The following is an 18,701-nucleotide window of genomic DNA, read 5'->3' as shown; positions in this document are numbered from 1 at the left end:
CAGCCATGGATATGGATACCGATGAAGGGAATGGCCGCGATGAGCGCAGCGCAGGAGCACCGGGTCGTCGAACGCCGCACCGTCGTCCTGGCGGTGGGGGCGGTCGGGGCGGCCGCCGCACTCACCGCCTGCGGAGGTTCGGACGGGTCGGGCGGCGGTTCGGGCGGCACAGGCGGTACGGACCCGGTCGAGCAGCCGGGGAGCGGCGGGGCGGGCGGTGCCGTCCTGGCGAAAACGGCGGACATCCCCGAGGGCGGCGGCATCGTCTTCGCCGCGCAGAAAGTCGTGGTGACCCAGCCGAGGGCCGGCGAGTTCAAGGCGTTCTCGGCCACGTGCACCCACCAGGGCTGCGCGGTCAAGGACGTCACGGACAACGTGATCACCTGCCCGTGCCACAACTCGACGTTCGACGCGGCGACCGGCAGCCCCACCGCCGGACCCGCCACCCAGCCGCTGCCCGCGCGCGAGATCTCGGTGGAGGGCGGGGCGATCACCCTGGCGTAGGGGCGGGGCCGCTCCGTCTGCGGGGCGCCTTCCAACTGCCCAGGATGGCGTCGGTGGTCGTGATGGTGGCGACCAGGGCCAGGGTGTTGCGGATCATCGCGGGGGTGTAGTCGGCGGGCACCCCCGCGATGGCGTCGGACGGGACGACCGCCGTATAGCCGAGGTTGACGGCGTCGAACACGGCGTTGGGTATAGCGACGTTGGCCGAGACCCCGGTGACGACGAGCGTGCGGCAGCCGAGGTTACGGAGGAGGGCGTCCACATCGGTCCCGGCGAGCGGCGAGAGCCCGTGCAGCCGTCGTACGACGAGGTCCTCGTCCGCCACCTCGATGGGCGGCGCGATCCGTACGGCGGTGGTGCCGGTGTGCTGCTGTACGGGAAGCCGGGCGGCGGCCCGGAAGAGGCGGGCGTTGCGGCTGGCCCCGCGCCCGTCGGGGCGGCGCTCCGCGACGGCGTGCATGACCTGGACCCCGCTCCCGTGGGCGGCGGCGACCAGTCGGGCGATGTTGCCGAGGGCGCCCGACGACCGTGCCACGCGCGCGAGTTCGGGCAGGGCGCTGTCCGGCCCCACGACCCCCTGCTGGCATTCGACGGTCAGCAGTACGGTGGTGGCGGGGTCGAGCAGGGCGGCGAACTGTTCCCGGGACTGACCGGACACCACGACACTCCTCCTGCTGATCCTGCTGGCTGCTCCCGTTGCGTCGGGGAGAGGGAGGCACCATGATTTCTGACAGTGCGTCAGATGACAAGGTAGAAGGGGAGGGCAGCGCGTGACCGACACCCAGCGACGCGGCCGCCGGATCATGATGACCCGCGAGGAGCGGGACGCCTACCTGCGCGAGCAGCGCACCTGCCGGGTCGCCACGCTCGCCGCCGACGGCCCGCCGCACATCGGCGCGCTCTGGTTCGTCTGGGACGGCACCTCGCTCTGGCTGTACTCCATCACCCGCAGCCTGCGCTGGTCCCAGCTGCGCGAGGACCCGCGGATCGCCGTGGTGGTCGACGACGGGGAGGCGTACGACGAGCTGCGCGGCGTGGAGCTGTCCGGTACGGCGGAGTTCGTCGGCGAGGCCCCGCGCACGGGTGAGCCGTGCCCCGAACTCGACGTACCGGAGCAGCTGTTCCCGGCGAAGTACTTCGGGATGACGGAGATGCCGCACGACGGGCGGCACGCCTGGCTGCGGCTCACCCCGTCCACGGTCACCTCGTGGGACTTCCGCAAACTGGCGGGCCTGGGGCGGTAGTCGACCCGTGCCGCCGGGGCCGCAGTCACCCGCCGGTGGAGGACCCGGAGGCTTCGGAGGACCCGGAGGCCGCGGACGCCACCCGCTCCGCCGCCGCCCGCAGCGCGTCGACCGCGGCCCGGACGGAGGGGCGGCGGTCGGCGTCCGTACGCCAGACGGCGTGGATGTGGCGGCGCATGGTCTGCCGTACGGGGACCAGGGAGACGCCCTCGGGAACGGGGCCCCGGCCCAGCCGTGGCGCCACACAGACGCCGAACCCGGCCGCGATCAGAGCAAGTTGGGTGTGATGCTCACCGGCCAGATGGGAGATGCGCGGCTCGATCCCCCGGGAGCGCAGGGTGAACATGAGCCACTCGTAACAGAATTCGCCCTCCGGCCAGGAGACCCACTCGTCCTGCGCGAAGTCCTCCAGCTCCACTTCGGCCCGGTCGGCCAGCGGATGTCCGGCCGGCATGGCGATGTCCGGTGCGTCGTCGAGGAGTTCGACCTTGGAGAGGCCACCGGGGACGGGCAGCCGCTTGTTGCTCCAGTCGAGCGCCACGGCCACGTCGACATCGCCGCGCAGCACGGCCTGGAGCCCCTGCTCGGGCTCCAACTCCCGCGTCCGCACCTTCAGTTCCGGGTGATCCGTGCGCAGGGCGGTGAGAGTGGCGGGCAGCAGCCCGCGGGCCGCCGTGGGGAACGCGGAGAGCGTCACCTGACCGACCACCTCGCCGCGCTGGGCCTCGATGTCGGACTGGGCCAGCTCCACCTGCGACAGGATCCGCGCCGCGTGATCCGCGAGGAGGCGTCCCGCGTCGGTGAGACGCACCCCCCGGCCGTTCCTGGCGAGCAGTTGCTGCCCGACCTCGCGCTCCAGCTTGGCCATCTGCTGCGAGACCGCCGATGTGGTGACATGCAGCCCCCCGGCGGCCCCGCTCACCGAGCCGTGCCGGGCGAGGGCGTCCAGGGTGCGCAGCCGCTCCAGATTCAACATGTCCACTCCAGGTTCGACATATAAGCGATGCTACGCGAACAAGCACAGAAACTCTCGCTTGTTCTAAGGAGTGCTGTTCGTCATCGTGGAGCCATGAGCGCCCCCTGCCAGCAGCCCACCACCCCTGCGGCCGCCCCCGTCCCCTCGCCCGCCGCGGCCGTCCCCTCGCCCACCACCCCCACCGCCACCCCCCGGCGCCCGGCCGTCGACTGGCGGATCCGGTTCGCCGTGCTCTCCCTCATCTGGGGGTTCAGCTTCCTGCTCATCAAGGTGGGAACGCAGGGGTTCGCGCCGTTCCAGGTCACCCTGGGCCGACTGCTGGCCGGGACCGCCGTCCTGGCCGTCGCGATGGCGATGCGCCGGGAGCGGCTGCCGCGCTCGGCCCGCACCTGGGGGCACATCACGGTGGCGGCGTTCTTCCTCAACGCCCTGCCGTTCTCGCTCTTCTCCTACGCCGAGCTGACCATCCCGTCCACCCTTGCCGGGATCTGCAACGCGACCTCGCCCCTGTGGGGCATGGCCCTCTCGGTGGTCGCCCTCTCCGAGGACCGCCCGACCCGCCGCCGCGTCGCGGGCCTGGGCGTGGGCTTCCTCGGGGTGCTGACCGTGCTGGGCGCCTGGCAGGGCTTCTCCGGCCTGGATCTGCCCGGTACGGGGATGGCGCTGCTGGCCTCGTTCAGCTACGCGGTCGGCTGGATCTACGTCCGCCGTACGCTGGCGGGCACCGGCTCCTCGACGCTGACGCTCACCGGCAGCCAGCTCTTCGTCGGCACGCTGCAACTGGCCGTGGTGACCCCGGCGTTCACCTCCGCCCCGGACACGTTCCCGCTGCTGCCCACGCTCTCCGTGCTGGCGCTCGGCGCACTCGGTACGGGGCTGGCGGTGCTGCTCCAGTACGGACTCGTCCAGGAGGTCGGCCCGACGACCGGGCAGATGGTCACGTACTTCATCCCGGTGATCGCCACCGCGGCGGGCGTCGCCCTGCTCGGCGAGCAGCTGACCTGGAACACCCCGGTGGGCGCGGTGATCGTGCTGGCCGGAGCGGCCCTCACCCAGAGCCGCCCGCCGACCACGACCGCCCGCCCCGGCCCCCGGATCCGGTCCCGAACCCTGATCCGGTCCCGTACGGCAGAGACCCGGCCGGAGCGTCTCAGCCGTACGTGACAGCGGTACGCGAAACGAGGAGGCGACAGAGGCACGGCCGGGCGCGCCCCGGGCAAACGGAGGCAGAAGCAACCGGACACACGGGCACCGGACGCAGAGACGCCCACCCGCCCCCGCGCCTCAGCCGTACGTGACCGGCCGCGCGGGTCCGGCCGCCGACGCCACCGCGTCCGCCAGCGGCCCGATGTCCGCCGCCGTCAGCCGGGAGACGGTGAGCCGCACCGCCTGGGGCGTGGACATCCGGAAGCGCGCCCCGGGGGCCACCGCCCAGCCCGCGTGGAGGAGCCGCGCGATGGCCCCGGTCTCGTCGCTGACGGGCACCCACACGTTCATCCCGCTCCGCCCGTACGCCGTCACCCCGCGCTCGGCCAGGGCGTGGACGAGGGCGTCACGGCGCTCCCCGTAGGACCGGGCGACGGCGGCGGTGTCGACGGCGCCCGAGGTCCACAGGTGGAGCACGGCGCGCTGGAGCAGCCGGCTGACCCACCCGGGGCCCAGCCGCTGCCGGCCCGCCACCCGGTCGACCGTGACCGCGTCCCCGGTGAGCACGGCGACCCGCAGGTCGGGGCCGTACGCCTTGGCGGCCGAGCGGACGAAGGCCCAGTGGTCCGTCGTACCCGCCAGCGGATGCAGCGGCAGGTCGACGATGGCGTGGCCGTGGTCGTCCTCGATCAGCAGCACGTCCGGGTGGCGGGCGAGCACGGCCCGCAGCTCCCGGGCGCGCCCTGCGCTCACCGAGGCGCCGGTCGGGTTCTGCGCGCGGTCGGTGACGACGAGCGCCCGCGCCCCGGCCCGCAGCACCCGCTCCACATCCGCGACCACCGGCCCGTCGTCGTCCACCCCGACCGGCACGGCGCGCAGCCCGAGCGCGGGGACGAGGTCGAGCACGCTGCCCCACCCCGGGTCCTCCACCGCCACCGCGTCACCCGGCCGCAGATGCGCCGCGAGCACCCGCTCGATGGCGTCGAGGGAGCCCGAGGTCACCGCGACGGCCCCCTCCGGCACCCCGTCGGCGTCCATCGCGGTACGCGCGTACGCGGCGAACTCGGGGACCACGGGCGCCTCCCCGTACAGCCCGGGGTGCTCCGCGTCGACCGCGGCCGCCACGGCGAGCGCCGGGCCGAGCGTGGGCAGCAGCTCCGGATCGGGGTTGCCCTTGCCGAGGTCGCGTACGCCCGGCGGCGCCTCGATGCGCAGGGAGCCGCGGGGGGTGCTGGCCGGACGCGGCCGCACCCGGCTCCCCCGGCGGCCCGCCGTCTCGATCACCCCGCGCTCGCGCAGCGTCCGGTAGGCGGCCGCCACCGTATTGGGGTTGACCTCCAGACGGGCGGCCAACTCCCGCATCGGGGGCAGGACATGGCCGGGCGGCAGCTCGCCGGAGCCGACCCCGCGCTCCACACTGGCGGCGATTTCCGATGCGCGCCGCCCACTGATCCGATACCCTCCTAGCACAAACAACAGTATGCACTAGTGCAATCAGATCGGCAAGGGAACGCATCATGCAGGACACCGCCCCGCCCACCGCCACGGGCCCGGAGAGCGCCACCGCCTACACCCCCACCGCCCGCACGGTACCGACCCGGGCCAAGGAGCGCGCCTCCTACGACCGCGAGCTGGTCCACTCGATACTCGACGCGGCCTGCCTCTGCCACCTCGGCTTCGTCCGGGACGCGGCGCCCGTCGTGCTGCCGACCCTGTACGGGCGGGTCGGAGAGCGCCTGTACGTCCACGGGTCGACCGGCTCCCGCCCACTGCGCAACGCCCGGGCCGCCGCCGACCCGGGGCTGCCGGTCTGTCTGACCGTCACCCATGTCGACGCCCTGGTGCTGGCCCGGTCCGCCTTCCACCACTCGATCAACTACCGCTCGGTGGTGGTCCACGGCACGGCGACCACCGTGACCGACCCCGAGGAGCGGCGCATCGCCCTCGACGCGATCGTCGACCAGGCCGTCCCCGGCCGATCGCGGGACGCCCGCCCGGCCAACACCAAGGAACTGGCCGCCACGGCGGTGATCCGGCTGGACCTCGACGAGGTCTCCGCGAAGGTCCGCACCGGCGGCCCCAACGACGAGCCGGAGGACCTCACCCTCCCCCACTGGACCGGCATCGTGCCGCTCACCCGGGGCTACGGGTCCCCGGTCCCGGCGGACGACCTGGACCCGGCCGTCGGCGTACCGGAGTACCTGCGTGCGCTCTGACGCCGATCGGCCGCGAAAGGTCAGGGACAGGGCCCGGAGCCTCGGCACCCGGCTCCGGGCCCTTTGCCGCTGAACCGCCTACACCGCTACGGCCTCAGCCTCGGCTTCAGCCGCCCGCCTGCGCGTGACAGCCGCCCCCCGCGCCTCGGCCAGCGCCAGCCCGGTCACGGCGGTCAGCAGGAGCAGGGTGCCGACGACGGTGGCCGCCGTCAGCCGCTCCCCCAGGACGGTCACCGCGATGACGGCCGCGCTCACCGGCTCCAGGAGCATGATCACGGAGACGGTGGCCGAGCGGACGGCGGCCGCCCCCGCGAAGTAGAGGGCGTACGCGAGTGCGGTGGGCACCGCGGCCACGTAGACGAGCAGCCACAGCACCTGCCCGGTCTCGGCGGTGTGCGGCACGAGCCCTTCGGCCGCCGCCATGGGCAGCAGCCCCACCGCTCCGATGCCGAACGCCCAGGCGCTGGTGGTCAGCGCGTCACCGCCACCGCCGTCCCGCCCGAGCCACCGGGTGAGCAGGGTGATCGCCGCGTACCCGGCGGCGGACAGCAGCGCGAGCAGCACGCCGGACGGCACGACCTCGCCGCCCTCCCCGCCCAGGACGAGCACCGCGAGCCCGGCCAGCGCACCGGCCACGGCGGCGAGACCGCCCGGGCCGAGGCGTTCGCCGAGCAGCACGCGCGCACCGACGGCGATCAGGACGGGCCCGGCACCGAGGGTGACGACGGTCCCGACGGCGAGGCCGGTGGCGTCCACCGCCGCGAAGTAGGCGCTCTGGAACACGGTGAGCCCCACCCCCGTACCGAGGATGCGCAGCACCCGGCGGCTCCGGGGCTCGACCGGCCGGGGCGTACGGCGGGGACGCAGGGCGAGCGCCCCGGCCAGCAGGACGAGGCCCCCGGCGCAGCGCCAGAAGGAGAGGGCGAGGGGACCGAGATCGCTGACCCGGAAGATCAGGGAGGCCGCCGCACCGGCGGTGCCCCAGGCGACTCCGGCGACGACGAGATACAGCAGGCTCCGCCCGACGGGCAGAGCGGGAACACCAGGCATGGCCATGTGACTTCTCCAGAGGAAGACAGGGTGGTGGTCGCTCGACTCCGCACGCGGGCAGCGACGGACCGCTCGGGGACTGCCCGAGCCCGGTCTTCGTCAGGAGTGGCCGCCCGCGCTAGGCGGCAGGCGGCGGAAGCACAGTCAGATGCATGGCCGACACACTAATGTGAGGCCCGCCCGGCGGACAACTCGCTCTCGGCGGCCCCCGCCGCCGCACCCACACCCGCGGCCACCGGCCCCGCAGGCGGCTTGGGCGTGGCCGACTGGGCAATGAACGCCCCGGTCAGAACGACGAACCCGCCGATGAGCTGCGGGGCGGAGAGATGTTCCCCGAGCAGCACCCAGGCCAGCACGGTCGCGATGACCGCTTCCAGACAGGCGACGACCCCGGCGACCTGAGGCGAGAGCATCCGGACGGAGACGACGCCACTGCCGTACGCGAGCACGGTGGCGACCAGCACGATCCAGCCGAGCAGCACCCAGGCGGGGACCACATCGCCGTCCATGCCGGCGCTCCCGCCGAGCAGCGACCAGTCCATGCCCCACGGCCGCGCGACGACGGTGAGGATCAGGGCACCGACGATGAGTCCGTACGCGATGACGCCGAGCGGATGCGGAGGTTCGACGCGCCGCCCGTCACTCCCCTTGCCCCCCTGGCCACCGTGGTCGGAGAGGACGAAGTACCCCACCTGGCAGCAGGCCGCACCGAGGGCGAGCAGCAGGCCCAGGGCGTCGAAGCCGAGCCCGGCCCAGACCTCGACGACACAGGCGAGTCCGCCGACCGCCAGGACCACGCCGACGGCGGCCGCCCGGGTGACGGGCCTGCGCTGGACGAACCGGACCCAGCCGAGGACCAGCGCGGGGGCCAGATACTCGACGAGGAGCGCCACCCCGACCGGGATACGGGAGATGGCGGCGAAATAGCAGGCCTGGACACCGGCCACGGCGAAGAGCCCGAACCCGGCGAGGAGGGCGGGCCGCTCCCGTACGAGATTCCGGTGGCGCCAGGCGACCGGCAGCATGATGAGGGCGGCGCCCGCCACCCGTAGCCACACCACGTGCAGCGGGTCGAGCCCCGCCTCGATCAGCGGCTTGGCGGCCACCCCGGAACCGCCGAACGCGAAGGCCGACAGGAGGGCGAGCCCCAGGCCTGCGCTTCTCCTCTGAGTACCCCGAGACGCGTGCATCGGCACATCATGACAGCACGCGACAGCACCGTCATCTCTGTGACGCCTGACGAGACGCGCACCTCTATGGCACCTGACGAAACACGCGTCCCTGTGACACCTGCTGAGACGCGCGCCCCGCACGCCGCGGCCTCACACAGCAGCCGCCCCGGCACCGTCACGCGGAAGCCGTGCCCCGCACCCGGCGTTCCGTCGGCCGCACCGTCACACCCACCAGGACGCCTCCGCCGTACGCTCCTCCGCCCGCTCCCCCAGCCACCGCGCGTCCACACCGGCCCGGCTCAGCACCTCCACCGCACGGCACTCCCCGTCGGCGGCCAGGGCGGCGAGGAGGTCGAGGCCCCGGGCCCGCCGCTCCCCACGGAGGCCGGCACGGTGCAGCGCCCCCTCCATCGCGGCGACGGCGGACGGCGACCACCCCTCGGCGCCCGCCGCCACGTCCCGAGCCGGGTCCCGGACGACGGGAACGGCCCCGGAGTCCTCCACCGACCCCTGCCAGCGGAGCCCGTAACCGATGCTGCGCTGCACGAGGTAGCCGAGCACCTTCGCCAACTGCGGTCCGCCGTCGAAGACTTCACGGACCTCGGAGTCGCTCTCGACGAGAGAGTGCAGCAGGTGGGCGGTGTCGATCTGCCGGTCGCCGTCCCGCAGCGCACGCCTGCGCGCACCCGTCACCACCGTGGCCAGTTCGACGGTGAATCTGGCCTCGGGGCTGTCGGGCCCGTGGGGTCCGACGGGGTTCGGGGCGGGCTGTTCAGGGATCCGCGGCGTCCGGTTTTGCACTACTCCACCCCATCAGTCCCGGGCCACGGAAGCATCGGCAGGGCGGCCCATTCACGCGTCCCACCCAAGTTGGGCCCACCGGAACACCCCCTCCTCCTTGCGGATGAGATCGCCCCGAGGCGTACAACCATGGCTCTCAGGGGGGCGCGCCGCCTTGCGCCGCACTCCCCCGGGCAACCGCCACCCCCCGCGCACACGTCCCTCACACCACAGGGCGTGACAGCTCGCAACGCAAGGCAACGCACGTAGGGCAACGGCACGCATCGGCTCCGGGCGGAGGGAACCACGGGTGTTCTGGATGGTCGCACTGCTCGCGGAGGACGGGATGCAGTACGTCTACCGTGTGTACGCGCCGGACGACGCCCTCCCCGCCGATCTGTTCTGGGCCGCCTTCCACTGCCATGACGACGGCCCGCACCCGCGCGCGTCGGACCGCTTCGACGCGGCGGAGATCTGGCGGAACCGACAGCCCCAGCAGATCTGACGATGTATCAGTATTGAATGTTGGAGCCGCCGCCGTTACGTTCCGCGGCACCGTGACACCGTTACCGGACGAACCAGGGGTGGTCGCATGGCCGAAGTCAGCGCGGAGGCACGTATCGAAGCACCCGCCGGGAAGGTCTGGGCGCAGCTGACGGACTTCTCGTCGTACGGAGAGTGGAACGCGACCCACACCGGCTTCCCCGAGGGCGGCCCGGCCACGCTGGAGAAGGGGGCCGTCTACGAGGAGAACATGAAGCTCATGGGCTTCCCCGCCGAAGTGACCTGGACGGTCGACGAGCTGGAGAGCGGCCGGCTGCTGACGACCCGGGGCAAGGGCCCGATGGGGGTCGCCCTGGCCATGCGCTACTCGCTCGCCCCTTCCCCGGGCGGGGAGGCCACCACGGTGCGCATCGAGGGGGAGTTCACCGGCGCGGCGGTCTCGATGATGGGCGGCAAGCTCAAGGACTCCGCGACGGCGGCGCTCCAGGAGTCGCTGCGCAAGCTCGACGGCCTGGTCACCCCTTGACGATCACCGCGTAGACACGTCGGGGGCCCCGCCATCCGCGGGGCCCCCGACGTCGCCGGCGACCGAGCACGTGGAACACACAGGCTCAGTGCTCGTCGGCCAGGATCAGATAGAGCTTCTTACGGGCGTCGTTGATGACGGCCAGCGCCTTCTGCCGCTGGTCGGGGGAGCCGGTCTTCCAGACCTGCCCGAACGCCTCCATCAGCCCGAACCCGGCCTGCCGGATCTCGTTGACACCCTCCCAGTCCACGCCGCGCCCGGCCTCCTCCCAGGGAGCCTCGGGCCCGGACTCGGCCTCGCCGCGCCCGGATTCGGTGAGCGTGAAGAGCTTCTTGCCGCCCTCGCTCGCGCTGACGATCAGCCCTTCGTCCTCCAACAGCTGGAGGGTGGGGTAAACCGAACCGGGGCTGGGCTTCCACGCCCCGCCGCTGCGCTCTCCGATCTCCTGGATCATCTCGTATCCGTGCATCGGCCGGTCCTTCAGCAGGGCCAGGATCGACGCCCGCACATCACCGCGCCGCGCCCTCCCCCGACCGCCACCCCGGCCACGCCCGCCACCGAAGGGCCCGCCACCGAACGGCGGCCCGAACGGCCCGAAGGCGGCCCGGCGCCCGTCAGGGCCACCCCGACCGTGACGGCCCTGATGACCGGGCCCGTAATGCCCCGGTCCGTACTCATGCTCGTGCTCATATCCCTGTGAACGCATCGCTACGCTCCTTTCATCTTCGATCCATCGCGATGCTTCAACGATATATCGGAAGCTATCGCCTGACAAGACGCTGCCGACCCGGCCCGCCGACAGCGCCCACCGGCCACCCCCGCCGGCATGAGGTGCGCCACAGGAACCCGTACGATACGGAGCCGCCGCCGACGCCCCCGTACCGGCAACCGCCCGCCCCCACCCACCGATCGGCCGGGTCCGGCGCCCCCACCGGCCCTCACCGGGCGACTTAGGTCACCCTTCCCTGTCGTGGTGGAGGCCTGGTACAGATGGTGAGGTTTCCCCTGATACCCACCGGAAGCACCGCCATGAGCCAGGACCAGAGCCCCCCCTCGTCCCCCTCACCATCGACCTGACCTTCGAAGAAGCCTGGCGTCGAGCCGAGGTCGTCGCCGCGCTGGGGCCCGACTGGGATCCGGTGGCCGCCCTCCGCAGCGAGAACGAGGCCTACGCCCTGCTCTACTCGGGGCTGGACGCCGAGCAGCAGCGCACCTACGACCGGCTGGTGGCCGCCGGTGTGCTGCCGGACGAGGGCCCGGGCCGTGCGGCTGCCCATTGATCCGCAGGCGGACATCGCCCGGCGCGCCTGGGTGGCCTGCCCCGCCTGCGACGACGCCCGCCACTGCGCGGCCTGCGCGGACCGCCGCACCTGCGGCGAGCACTGGCGCTATCTGATCGCCAACACCGGTCCGGTCCTGCACCTCCAGTGCCCCGGCTGTACGCACACCTGGTCGCTGGACACCTTCGCCCACCGGGGCGGCACCGCCTCCCGCGCCTGAGCAGACAGCACGACGGCGGCAGGGGCCAGCGACCCCGAATTGGCCTTGGTCCACGGCCGCGCGGGCGTTCTACGGTCGCCCCATGAGAATTCGTATCGTCGACGCGTTCACCGACCGCCCCTTCTCCGGCAATCCCGCAGGGGTCCTGCTGCTGGAGTCCGCAGCCTTTCCCGACGCCGAACGGCTCCAGGAGATCGCCACCGAGGTCAACCTCTCCGAGACGGCCTTCGCCCACCCGCTGCCGCCCGGCGGCGAGGCCGACTGGGCGCTGCGCTGGTTCACCCCGGCCACCGAGGTCGACATGTGCGGGCACGCCACGCTCGCCACCGCGCACGTCCTGCACACCACGGGGCGGGCCACCGGCACCGTACGGTTCACCGCGCGCTGCGGGCTCCTCACCGCCACCGCCCACCCGGACGGCACCCTCACGCTCGACTTCCCCACCGCCCCGCTCCGCGAGGAGGCCGCACCGCCGCCCGGCCTCGCGGCGGCGCTGGGGGCGGAGCCCGTCTCGGTCCACGACACCGGTGAACACATCGGCGACCTCCTCGTCGAGGTGCGCGACGAAGCGACCGTACGGGGACTCGCCCCGGACTTCGCCGCCCTCGTCGCCCACTCGCGGCGCGGCATCATCGCCACGGCCGCCGCCGAGGACCCGGCCCGTGGCTACGACTACGTCTCGCGCGGCTTCTTCCCCGGCGTCGGCATCGACGAGGACCCGGTGACCGGCAGCGCCCACACCGCGCTGGCCCCCTTCTGGTCGGCGCGGCTGGGCCGGGACGATCTCACCGGACTCCAGGCGTCCGCCCGCTCCGGCCTCGTACGCACGGCTCTGCGCGGCGAGCGCACCCTGCTGACCGGCAACGCGGTCACCGTGATCGACGGCGAGCTGCTGACCACCCTCTGAGTCCCGAAGCGGGCCACTACGGCTGAGCCCTCGACCGGCCCACTGCGGCTGGGCCCTCGATCAGGCCGCCCCTACGGCGTCGGCAGCCAGTCCACCTTCCCCGCGAGCAGCGCGTACCCGACGAACGCCCCGATGTCGAGCAGCGTATGGGCGACCACCAGCGGCCCCACCCGCCCCCAGCGCCGGTACAGCAGGACGAAGACGACGCCCATCACCATGTTGCCGATGAAGCCGCCGATGCCCTGGTAGAGGTGGTACGAGCCGCGGAGCACGGAGCTGGCCACCAGCGAGGCCATCGGGGTCCAGCCGAGCTGGTCCAGTCTCCGCAGCAGATACGCGACGACGATCACCTCCTCCACCACGGAGTTCTCCGCCGCCGAGAGGATGAGGACGGGGAACTTCCACCAGACGTCGGGCAGCGACTCCGGTACGACGGTGAGGTTGAAGCCGCTCGCCCGGGCGACCAGGTAGAAGGCGAGCCCGGCGCTGCCGATGCCGGCCGCGACCAGCGTCCCGCGGCCGAGGTCGGACCACGGCCTGGTCCGGTCGAAACCGATGGTCCGCAGCCCCGCCCCCTCCCGGATCAGCAGATGCGCCACCAGGGCGACCGGCACCAGGGCCGTTGCGATCCCGAACATTTGCCACGCCAGATCAAGCCATGGACGGCCCGGCGCGTAGGAACCGTTGAGCGTCGCCGCCTGGTCCTTCAAACCCCCCGGTTTCGTCAGTGATCCGACAAAACTGATGAGTGAGGACACGGCACTCGCGCCCAGGGAGAGGGCCAGGACCAGCAGCGTCTCCGACCGCAGGATCCTTCGCGAATCGCCCACTTGGGGATAGGAATCAGCCACGCGCCCCACCTTCACCGGTCCACCTGCCTTTTGTTCTGCAATCGCGTCTCATCCCGCCCACCGTCCCGCTAGGGTCTCGAATGCAGGTACGAAGATCATGCGCGACAGGCCGGGGGACGACCACCATCACCGATGGTGCGGTCCCCCTTTTTCCTTGCTCACCGTTCATCTTTCGCCTTCAGGGGGGCTCCACCGACATGGGACGTCACAGCTTGCCCGACGCCTACGCGCCGGAAGAACGCGGGGAGGCGTCTCCGCGGCGCAGGCGTCGCACGATCGCCATCGCCACGCTGCTCGTCCTCGCGGTGGCGACGGGGGCCGGGGTGGCGGTCAAGGGCGGACTGCTGTCGTTCTCCGAGTCGTGCGAGGACTCCGCCGTACGCCTCTCGCTCGCCGCTTCCCCGGACATCGCACCGGCGGTCCGGGAGATCGCCGAGCAGACCCGGGCGGACGAGGTGACGTCGGACGGCCACTGCCTCGACGTGGAGGTGGTCGCCCGTGACTCCTACAAGGTGGCCGACGCGCTCGCGGGCGGCGAGGCGCCCGGCTTCCAGGTCTGGCTGCCCGACTCCGACCTCTGGCTGGACCGCGCCGAGGGACTCGGTACGGGCATCCCGATCTCCCCCTCGGACTCCATCGCCTCCTCGCCGGTGGCCCTCGCCATGGTGCCGTCCGCGGCCGGGCGTCTGGGCTGGCCGGAGAAGACGTACTCCTGGGCCGAGCTGGTCGCCACGACCCTCGGGACGGAGAAGGTCCGCCTAGGCGCGGCCGATCCGGCGCGCAGCGCCACCGGTCTGCTCGCCCTCACCAGCATCGGCGGCTCGTCCGCGCAGCAGGGCGGGGACAGCGACATCCGCGTCGCGGAGACGGCGAAGGTGCTGGCCGAGCGGATGTCGGACAGCGACGCCCAGGTGCTGGAGACCCTGGCGCGCAGCGGCTCCGGCGCCGAGGAGGGCAACCCGAAACGCAACCAGGCGGTCCTCATATCCGAGCAGGCCGCCTTCACCCACAACGCGGAGGCCGCCGACAGCGGCAGGCTGAACCTCTTCTATCCCGAGGACGGCACCCCGCTGCTGGACTACCCGTACACCCTGGTCGACGAGGAGAAGCTGACCCTCACCCAGTCCCGGGCTGCCCTGCGCTTCATGACCCTGCTGAACGACAGGGGTTCGCGGGCGGTGTTCGCGCGGTACGGGTTCCGCCCGGCGGACGGGTCGGCCGAAGACACGGTGGTCGCGTCGGCGGGCGCCAAGTCACCGCAGCCGTACGCCACATCGGCGGCCGAGGCCCCGTCGGCGAAGCAGCTCCAGGAGATGCTGGGGATGTGGACGATCACCGTCCAGAGCGCCCGGCTGACCACGGTGGTCGACGCCTCGGGTTCCATGTCCACCCCGGTGCCCGGGCGCGGCCGGTCACGGATGGACGTCACCAAGGAGTCGCTGATCCAGGCTCTTGCCCAGTTCACCCCGGACGACGAGATCGGCCTGTGGGAGTTCGCCACGACGCTGGACGGCACGAAGGACTACCGGAAGCTGATGCCCACCCGTCGGCTGGGCGACCCGGCCCAGGGCGGCTCGACCCACCGGGAGAAGCTGTCGGCGGCGTTCGCGGGTCTGCAGCCCGTGCCGGGCGGGGCGACCGGGCTGTACGACACGGTACTGGCCTCGTACGAGGAGGCCCGATCGACGTATGTGAAGGGCAAGTTCAACGCCCTGGTGATCCTCACCGACGGCTCGAACCAGGACGAGGACGGCATCTCCCGGAGCGCGCTGACCGCGCGGCTGAAGGAGCTGGCCGATCCCGAGCGCCCGGTGCCGATCATCGCCATCGCGGTGGGCCCGGACGCCGACCGCGAGGAGGTAGCCGAGATCGCCCGGATCACCGGGGGCGACGGCTACGAGGTCAGCGACCCGGCGGAGATCCAGGCGGTCATCTTCCAGGCCATCATGACGGCCGGACAGAACGGGCGCGCCGCCCAGGAGTGAGGGCGGGGCGGCGCGTGCGCGGGGGTACGGCGGGCCTGCCCACTCCGCGTACGTACAGCGCCCCGCCGCCCCCGTCCGCGTACGGAAGCCACCGAGCCGACCCGCGTACAGGACCACGCCCCGCCGTACGGAATCGCACCCTCCCGTACGGGACCACGCCCCGCCGTACGAGGGCGCGCGCCGGCGTACGAGAACACGCCCCCGTACGGGACCACGCCCGCCGCGCCCCGCTCAGGGTGCCGGGAACCCCACCGGCCAGGTGTGCACCGGCTCCCCCGCGTGCATCAGCTCGGCGTAGCGCCGGGTGGTCGCCGCCAGGGCCGCGTCCCGGCCGAGTCCGGCCTCCAGGGCCCGGCGGTAGGTGGCGACCTGCCAGGAGGCCCCGTTGACCCGCCGCTTGCACCGCTCCTCGATGACCCCGAGGTAGCGGTCCCGGTCGGCGGGCTCGATCTGCCAGGCGTCGAGCCCGGCCGCGGCAAGCGGCAGCAGTTCCTCCCGTACGAGCTGTACGGCGGGGATCTTCGCCAGCCCGCCCGCGCGGCCGGGGCGTGGCCAGAGCAGTTCGGCGTCGATGCCGTGGCGGCAGGCCTCGGTGAAGTTCTCAGCGGCGGCCTCGAACGGCAGCTTGCTCCACACCGGCCGGGACTCCTCGGCGAGCGCCCGTACGAGCCCGTAGTAGAAAGCGGAGTTGGCGATCACGTCGGTGACGGTGGGGCCGGCCGGGAGCACCCGGTTCTCCACCCGCAGGTGCGGGACGCCGTCGACCGTGCCGTACACCGGGCGGTTCCAGCGGTAGACCGTGCCGTTGTGGAGGACCAGCTCGGCCAGCTCCGGCACCCCGCCCTCGTCGAGGACCCGCAGCGGCTCCTCCTCGTCGCAGATCGGCAGCAGCGGCGGGAAGTAGCGCAGGTTCTCCTCGAACAGCTCGTAGGCGGAGGTGATCCACCGCTCCCCGAACCAGGTCCGGGGCCGTACCCCCTGGTTGGCCAGCTCCGGCGGCCGTACGTCGGTGGCCTGCTGGAACAGCGGCGGCCGCGACTCGCGCCACAGTTCCTTGCCGAAGAGGAACGGGGCGTTGGCGCCCAGCGCGATCTGCACGGCGGCGACCGCCTGGGCCGCGTTCCACACGTCCGCGAACCGGTCGGGCGTCACCTGGAGGTGCAACTGCACCGAGGTGCAGGCCGATTCGGGGGCGATCGACGGCGAGGAGCAGACCAGATGGTCGACGCCTTCGATATCCAGGGCGAAATCCTCCCCCCGGGCGGCCGCCATTTGATCGTTGAGCAGGGTGTAGCGGTCCACGTCGGAGAGATTGGCCGAGACCACGTCGTGCTCGCCGAGCGTGGGCAGGATTCCGATCATGACGATCCCCGCGTCCACCTCACCGGCCTTGCGGTGCGCATAGGCGAGACCGGTCCGCAGCTCCTCCGAGAGCTGATCGAATACCCGGCCGCCGAGCCGGTGCGGAACGATATTTACTTCCAGATTGAACATCCCGAGTTCGGTCTGGAAATCCCGGCTCGCGATGCGCTGGAGCACTTCCTGATTCATCATCCGCGGCAGACCGTCGGTTCCCGCGAGATTCAGCTCTATCTCCAGCCCCATCAGGTTTCGGGGACGGTCGAACCTCCGCTCCGCCAGCAGTCTGCCCAGCCCCTCCAGGCACTGGTTGAGCTTGGTGCGGTACGCCTGCCGATCGGACAGGTCAACGGCGCCCGCCACGACCTTCTCCCCCATCGAGGGGTCCCTCCTCCAGTGGTCGGCCCGCCGACCGGGCCGCTCGCATCACGATCGATAATGCCCAGCGGGAGTGATCCGTAACGCCCCACACGCCACCGGAAACCCGCTAGGCTGGATGAAGGAGACCTGGGGCACATTCCGGTGGCACGCGACGGACGGCATTTTCCTCCGGAAAGTGCCCGCCGGAAACACCGGTGAGTTTCGGCCTACCGCTCCACCGAAAGAAGCCCAGGCAGGGACCGGAAACAGCCGAACAAATCGCCAGGAAAACCGCGTTCCGAAGTCCGGATGTCGCCTTGCGCGAAATATCCCCGGCGGCTAGCGGAAACACTGAGTGAACACCCGTCGTATAAACTCCACCTGACGAGGCAGAGAGTTGACGCAACCGGCCCGTCATCGGCCTCATCCGGCCCCGCATGCCGACAGCGCCGTCTGCACCGCACCCGCCCCGTTTCACCGTGTCTCCGAAGTGAGAGGCGACCCACCATGCCGCTGCATGTCCCCTCGGCTCCCGCGCCCGCCCTGCGCAGCGTGTCCGCGGCCCTCGGTTCTCCCACCGCGGTCCGCCAGGCCCGCACCTCCGCTCTCCGGTCCGCCCAGGGACCGCTGAGCCCCGAACTGCCCCTGCCCGTCCACGTCCTGGACCGGATCGCGCCGACCGGGGCCGTGCCCCGGACCCGTCTGGCGGCCTGGCGCTTCCTGATCCGGAGCGAGGGCCGCGCGATCGCCGCCGCGGACACCATGCTCACCCCGGACGGCTGGAGCTTCTCGCACTTCTTCGAGGGCCCCTACCTCGCCTCGACGGAACTGGCGGTCCGTCAGGCCGAGGCCTCGCCCACGACGTACCAGGCGAGACTTCTCTCCGTCCCCGAGCTGTACATGCTCACCCTCTGGCTGCACGACGACCCCGCGGACGACGCCTCCACCGGGGTGCTCGCCCCGGCCGACGTCCTGGTGCCGCTGGCTCCGGCGCCGCCGGGCATCGCCGCGCACCGGCCGCACCGGGTCGCCGATCTGCTGCCGGTCATGACCCTGCGCGTGGGGCCGGGACCGCTGCTCAGCTCCGCCTGACCGGCGGCCGGGGAGGACACAGCCCCCGTGGTGACCGCCCGCTGGCGGGGCGGTCACCACGGGGGCTTTCCCCTACCCACTCGGACTAGCCCCATCCGGCCACCCCGAACCACCCGAAGGGACAGTGCAGTTGCGGTGAACCATCCGCGCGGGTGACGCGTCATGGGAGGAGTAAGGGAGCTGGAGCGAAATCCCTGCGGAATCATCCCCGTGGGGCAACACTGGGACCGGACCGACTGATACGGGGGCGGCCATGAACCTCTCATCCAGCCGCAGGACACTCGACTCGACGCAGCGAAAGAACGCAGCCATGTGCCAACACCAGCCACCCTGCCCCACCGCCGACTCCCCCGACCGGGAGGCGGCCCGCCTGACGGCCCACCACCCGGAACAGGGGTGGAGCCTTCTGTGCAACGGCGTCCTGCTCTTCGAGGACACCGGCGAGCTGCTGCCCGACGGGCAGATCATCGCACCGCACCGGCCGCTGGCGACGAGCAGCGTGGTGAAGGCCGCCTGAGAACGGCCGCAC

Annotated in this window: 21 protein-coding genes; 12 read left to right on the top strand and 9 right to left on the bottom strand. The window is 72.3% G+C overall.

What is annotated here, in order from left to right; translation table 11 throughout:
• The first annotated feature begins 39 nt into the window (after positions 1–39).
• Complete coding sequence (locus DJ476_RS30310; protein ID WP_103417911.1) at positions 40–504, top strand: Rieske (2Fe-2S) protein; 465 nt, start codon at positions 40–42, stop codon at positions 502–504.
• On the opposite strand, the gene DJ476_RS30305 is transcribed toward DJ476_RS30310, so the two are convergent.
• Positions 491–1,165 (bottom strand): cysteine hydrolase, encoded by a 675-nt coding sequence (locus tag DJ476_RS30305; RefSeq protein ID WP_112491988.1) that lies wholly within the window; start codon positions 1,163–1,165, stop codon positions 491–493. The genes DJ476_RS30310 and DJ476_RS30305 overlap by 14 nt on opposite strands.
• Positions 1,166–1,274: 109 nt before the next feature.
• Here DJ476_RS30305 and DJ476_RS30300 point away from each other — a divergent pair, with 109 nt between their 5' ends.
• Positions 1,275–1,748 carry a pyridoxamine 5'-phosphate oxidase family protein gene (locus DJ476_RS30300; protein WP_112491987.1) on the top strand — a complete coding sequence of 158 codons (474 nt, stop codon included), beginning with the start codon at positions 1,275–1,277 and terminating at the stop codon, positions 1,746–1,748.
• Positions 1,749–1,773: 25 nt separating this feature from the next.
• Here DJ476_RS30300 and DJ476_RS30295 read toward each other — a convergent pair whose 3' ends face one another.
• On the bottom strand, positions 1,774–2,724 hold the full coding sequence (locus DJ476_RS30295; protein ID WP_103417790.1) for a LysR family transcriptional regulator: 951 nt from the start codon (positions 2,722–2,724) through the stop codon (positions 1,774–1,776).
• A gap of 93 nt (positions 2,725–2,817) precedes the next feature.
• Between DJ476_RS30295 and DJ476_RS30290 the strand changes: the two genes are divergently transcribed.
• A complete protein-coding gene (locus tag DJ476_RS30290; RefSeq protein WP_112491986.1) occupies positions 2,818–3,888 on the top strand; it encodes a DMT family transporter in 1,071 nt (356 codons plus the stop codon).
• A 120-nt stretch (positions 3,889–4,008) separates the two neighbouring features.
• On the opposite strand, the gene DJ476_RS30285 is transcribed toward DJ476_RS30290, so the two are convergent.
• A complete protein-coding gene (locus tag DJ476_RS30285) occupies positions 4,009–5,340 on the bottom strand; it encodes an aminotransferase class I/II-fold pyridoxal phosphate-dependent enzyme (protein ID WP_112491985.1) in 1,332 nt (443 codons plus the stop codon).
• A 47-nt stretch (positions 5,341–5,387) separates the two neighbouring features.
• Here DJ476_RS30285 and DJ476_RS30280 point away from each other — a divergent pair, with 47 nt between their 5' ends.
• Positions 5,388–6,086 carry a pyridoxamine 5'-phosphate oxidase family protein gene (locus DJ476_RS30280; protein ID WP_112491984.1) on the top strand — a complete coding sequence of 233 codons (699 nt, stop codon included), beginning with the start codon at positions 5,388–5,390 and terminating at the stop codon, positions 6,084–6,086.
• A 78-nt stretch (positions 6,087–6,164) separates the two neighbouring features.
• Here the strand turns inward: DJ476_RS30280 and DJ476_RS30275 are convergent, their stop codons facing one another.
• The 3 genes from DJ476_RS30275 to DJ476_RS30265 all read right to left on the bottom strand — a co-directional run bounded on the left by DJ476_RS30275 (position 6,165) and on the right by DJ476_RS30265 (position 9,109).
• Positions 6,165–7,142, bottom strand: coding sequence for a DMT family transporter (locus DJ476_RS30275; protein ID WP_112491983.1), 978 nt, complete (start codon positions 7,140–7,142; stop codon positions 6,165–6,167).
• A gap of 158 nt (positions 7,143–7,300) precedes the next feature.
• The gene (locus tag DJ476_RS30270; RefSeq protein WP_112491982.1) at positions 7,301–8,326 is read right to left on the bottom strand and encodes an EamA family transporter; all 1,026 of its coding nucleotides are present in this window, start codon (positions 8,324–8,326) and stop codon (positions 7,301–7,303) included.
• Between the two features lie 204 nt (positions 8,327–8,530).
• Entirely contained in the window at positions 8,531–9,109 is a 579-nt protein-coding gene (locus tag DJ476_RS30265) for a Clp protease N-terminal domain-containing protein (RefSeq protein WP_112491981.1), read from the bottom strand.
• Positions 9,110–9,398: 289 nt separating this feature from the next.
• Here DJ476_RS30265 and DJ476_RS30260 point away from each other — a divergent pair, with 289 nt between their 5' ends.
• A complete protein-coding gene (locus tag DJ476_RS30260) occupies positions 9,399–9,593 on the top strand; it encodes a hypothetical protein (RefSeq protein WP_018492660.1) in 195 nt (64 codons plus the stop codon).
• Between the two features lie 87 nt (positions 9,594–9,680).
• Positions 9,681–10,118 carry a type II toxin-antitoxin system Rv0910 family toxin gene (locus DJ476_RS30255; RefSeq protein ID WP_112491980.1) on the top strand — a complete coding sequence of 146 codons (438 nt, stop codon included), beginning with the start codon at positions 9,681–9,683 and terminating at the stop codon, positions 10,116–10,118.
• A gap of 85 nt (positions 10,119–10,203) precedes the next feature.
• Here DJ476_RS30255 and DJ476_RS30250 read toward each other — a convergent pair whose 3' ends face one another.
• Entirely contained in the window at positions 10,204–10,824 is a 621-nt protein-coding gene (locus DJ476_RS30250) for a PadR family transcriptional regulator (protein ID WP_079167434.1), read from the bottom strand.
• A 202-nt stretch (positions 10,825–11,026) separates the two neighbouring features.
• Here DJ476_RS30250 and DJ476_RS36135 point away from each other — a divergent pair, with 202 nt between their 5' ends.
• The 3 genes from DJ476_RS36135 to DJ476_RS30235 all read left to right on the top strand — a co-directional run bounded on the left by DJ476_RS36135 (position 11,027) and on the right by DJ476_RS30235 (position 12,525).
• A complete protein-coding gene (locus DJ476_RS36135; protein WP_404827598.1) occupies positions 11,027–11,398 on the top strand; it encodes a DUF6400 family protein in 372 nt (123 codons plus the stop codon).
• Complete coding sequence (locus DJ476_RS30240) at positions 11,382–11,618, top strand: hypothetical protein (protein ID WP_112491978.1); 237 nt, start codon at positions 11,382–11,384, stop codon at positions 11,616–11,618. The genes DJ476_RS36135 and DJ476_RS30240 overlap by 17 nt, the downstream gene beginning before the upstream one ends.
• A gap of 82 nt (positions 11,619–11,700) precedes the next feature.
• Complete coding sequence (locus DJ476_RS30235) at positions 11,701–12,525, top strand: PhzF family phenazine biosynthesis protein (RefSeq protein WP_070202480.1); 825 nt, start codon at positions 11,701–11,703, stop codon at positions 12,523–12,525.
• Positions 12,526–12,596: 71 nt separating this feature from the next.
• Here DJ476_RS30235 and DJ476_RS30230 read toward each other — a convergent pair whose 3' ends face one another.
• Positions 12,597–13,376 (bottom strand): CPBP family intramembrane glutamic endopeptidase, encoded by a 780-nt coding sequence (locus tag DJ476_RS30230; protein WP_112492660.1) that lies wholly within the window; start codon positions 13,374–13,376, stop codon positions 12,597–12,599.
• 197 nt (positions 13,377–13,573) lie between these two features.
• On the opposite strand from DJ476_RS30230, the gene DJ476_RS30225 reads away from it, so the two are divergent.
• On the top strand, positions 13,574–15,361 hold the full coding sequence (locus DJ476_RS30225; protein ID WP_167480408.1) for a substrate-binding and VWA domain-containing protein: 1,788 nt from the start codon (positions 13,574–13,576) through the stop codon (positions 15,359–15,361).
• A gap of 231 nt (positions 15,362–15,592) precedes the next feature.
• On the opposite strand, the gene DJ476_RS30220 is transcribed toward DJ476_RS30225, so the two are convergent.
• Positions 15,593–17,098: a glutamate-cysteine ligase family protein gene (locus tag DJ476_RS30220; RefSeq protein WP_103417780.1), complete on the bottom strand. Its 1,506-nt coding sequence runs from the start codon at positions 17,096–17,098 to the stop codon at positions 15,593–15,595.
• Positions 17,099–17,587: 489 nt separating this feature from the next.
• On the opposite strand from DJ476_RS30220, the gene DJ476_RS30215 reads away from it, so the two are divergent.
• Complete coding sequence (locus DJ476_RS30215) at positions 17,588–18,172, top strand: hypothetical protein (protein WP_103417779.1); 585 nt, start codon at positions 17,588–17,590, stop codon at positions 18,170–18,172.
• Between the two features lie 310 nt (positions 18,173–18,482).
• Entirely contained in the window at positions 18,483–18,689 is a 207-nt protein-coding gene (locus tag DJ476_RS30210) for a DUF5999 family protein (RefSeq protein WP_112491976.1), read from the top strand.
• Positions 18,690–18,701: the final 12 nt, after the last annotated feature.

Source organism: Streptomyces bacillaris (assembly GCF_003268675.1).
GTDB classification, from domain to species: domain Bacteria; phylum Actinomycetota; class Actinomycetes; order Streptomycetales; family Streptomycetaceae; genus Streptomyces; species Streptomyces bacillaris.
The sequence above is the reverse complement of the archived record's forward strand: the minus strand, read 5'-3'. Positions and strand labels throughout refer to the sequence as shown.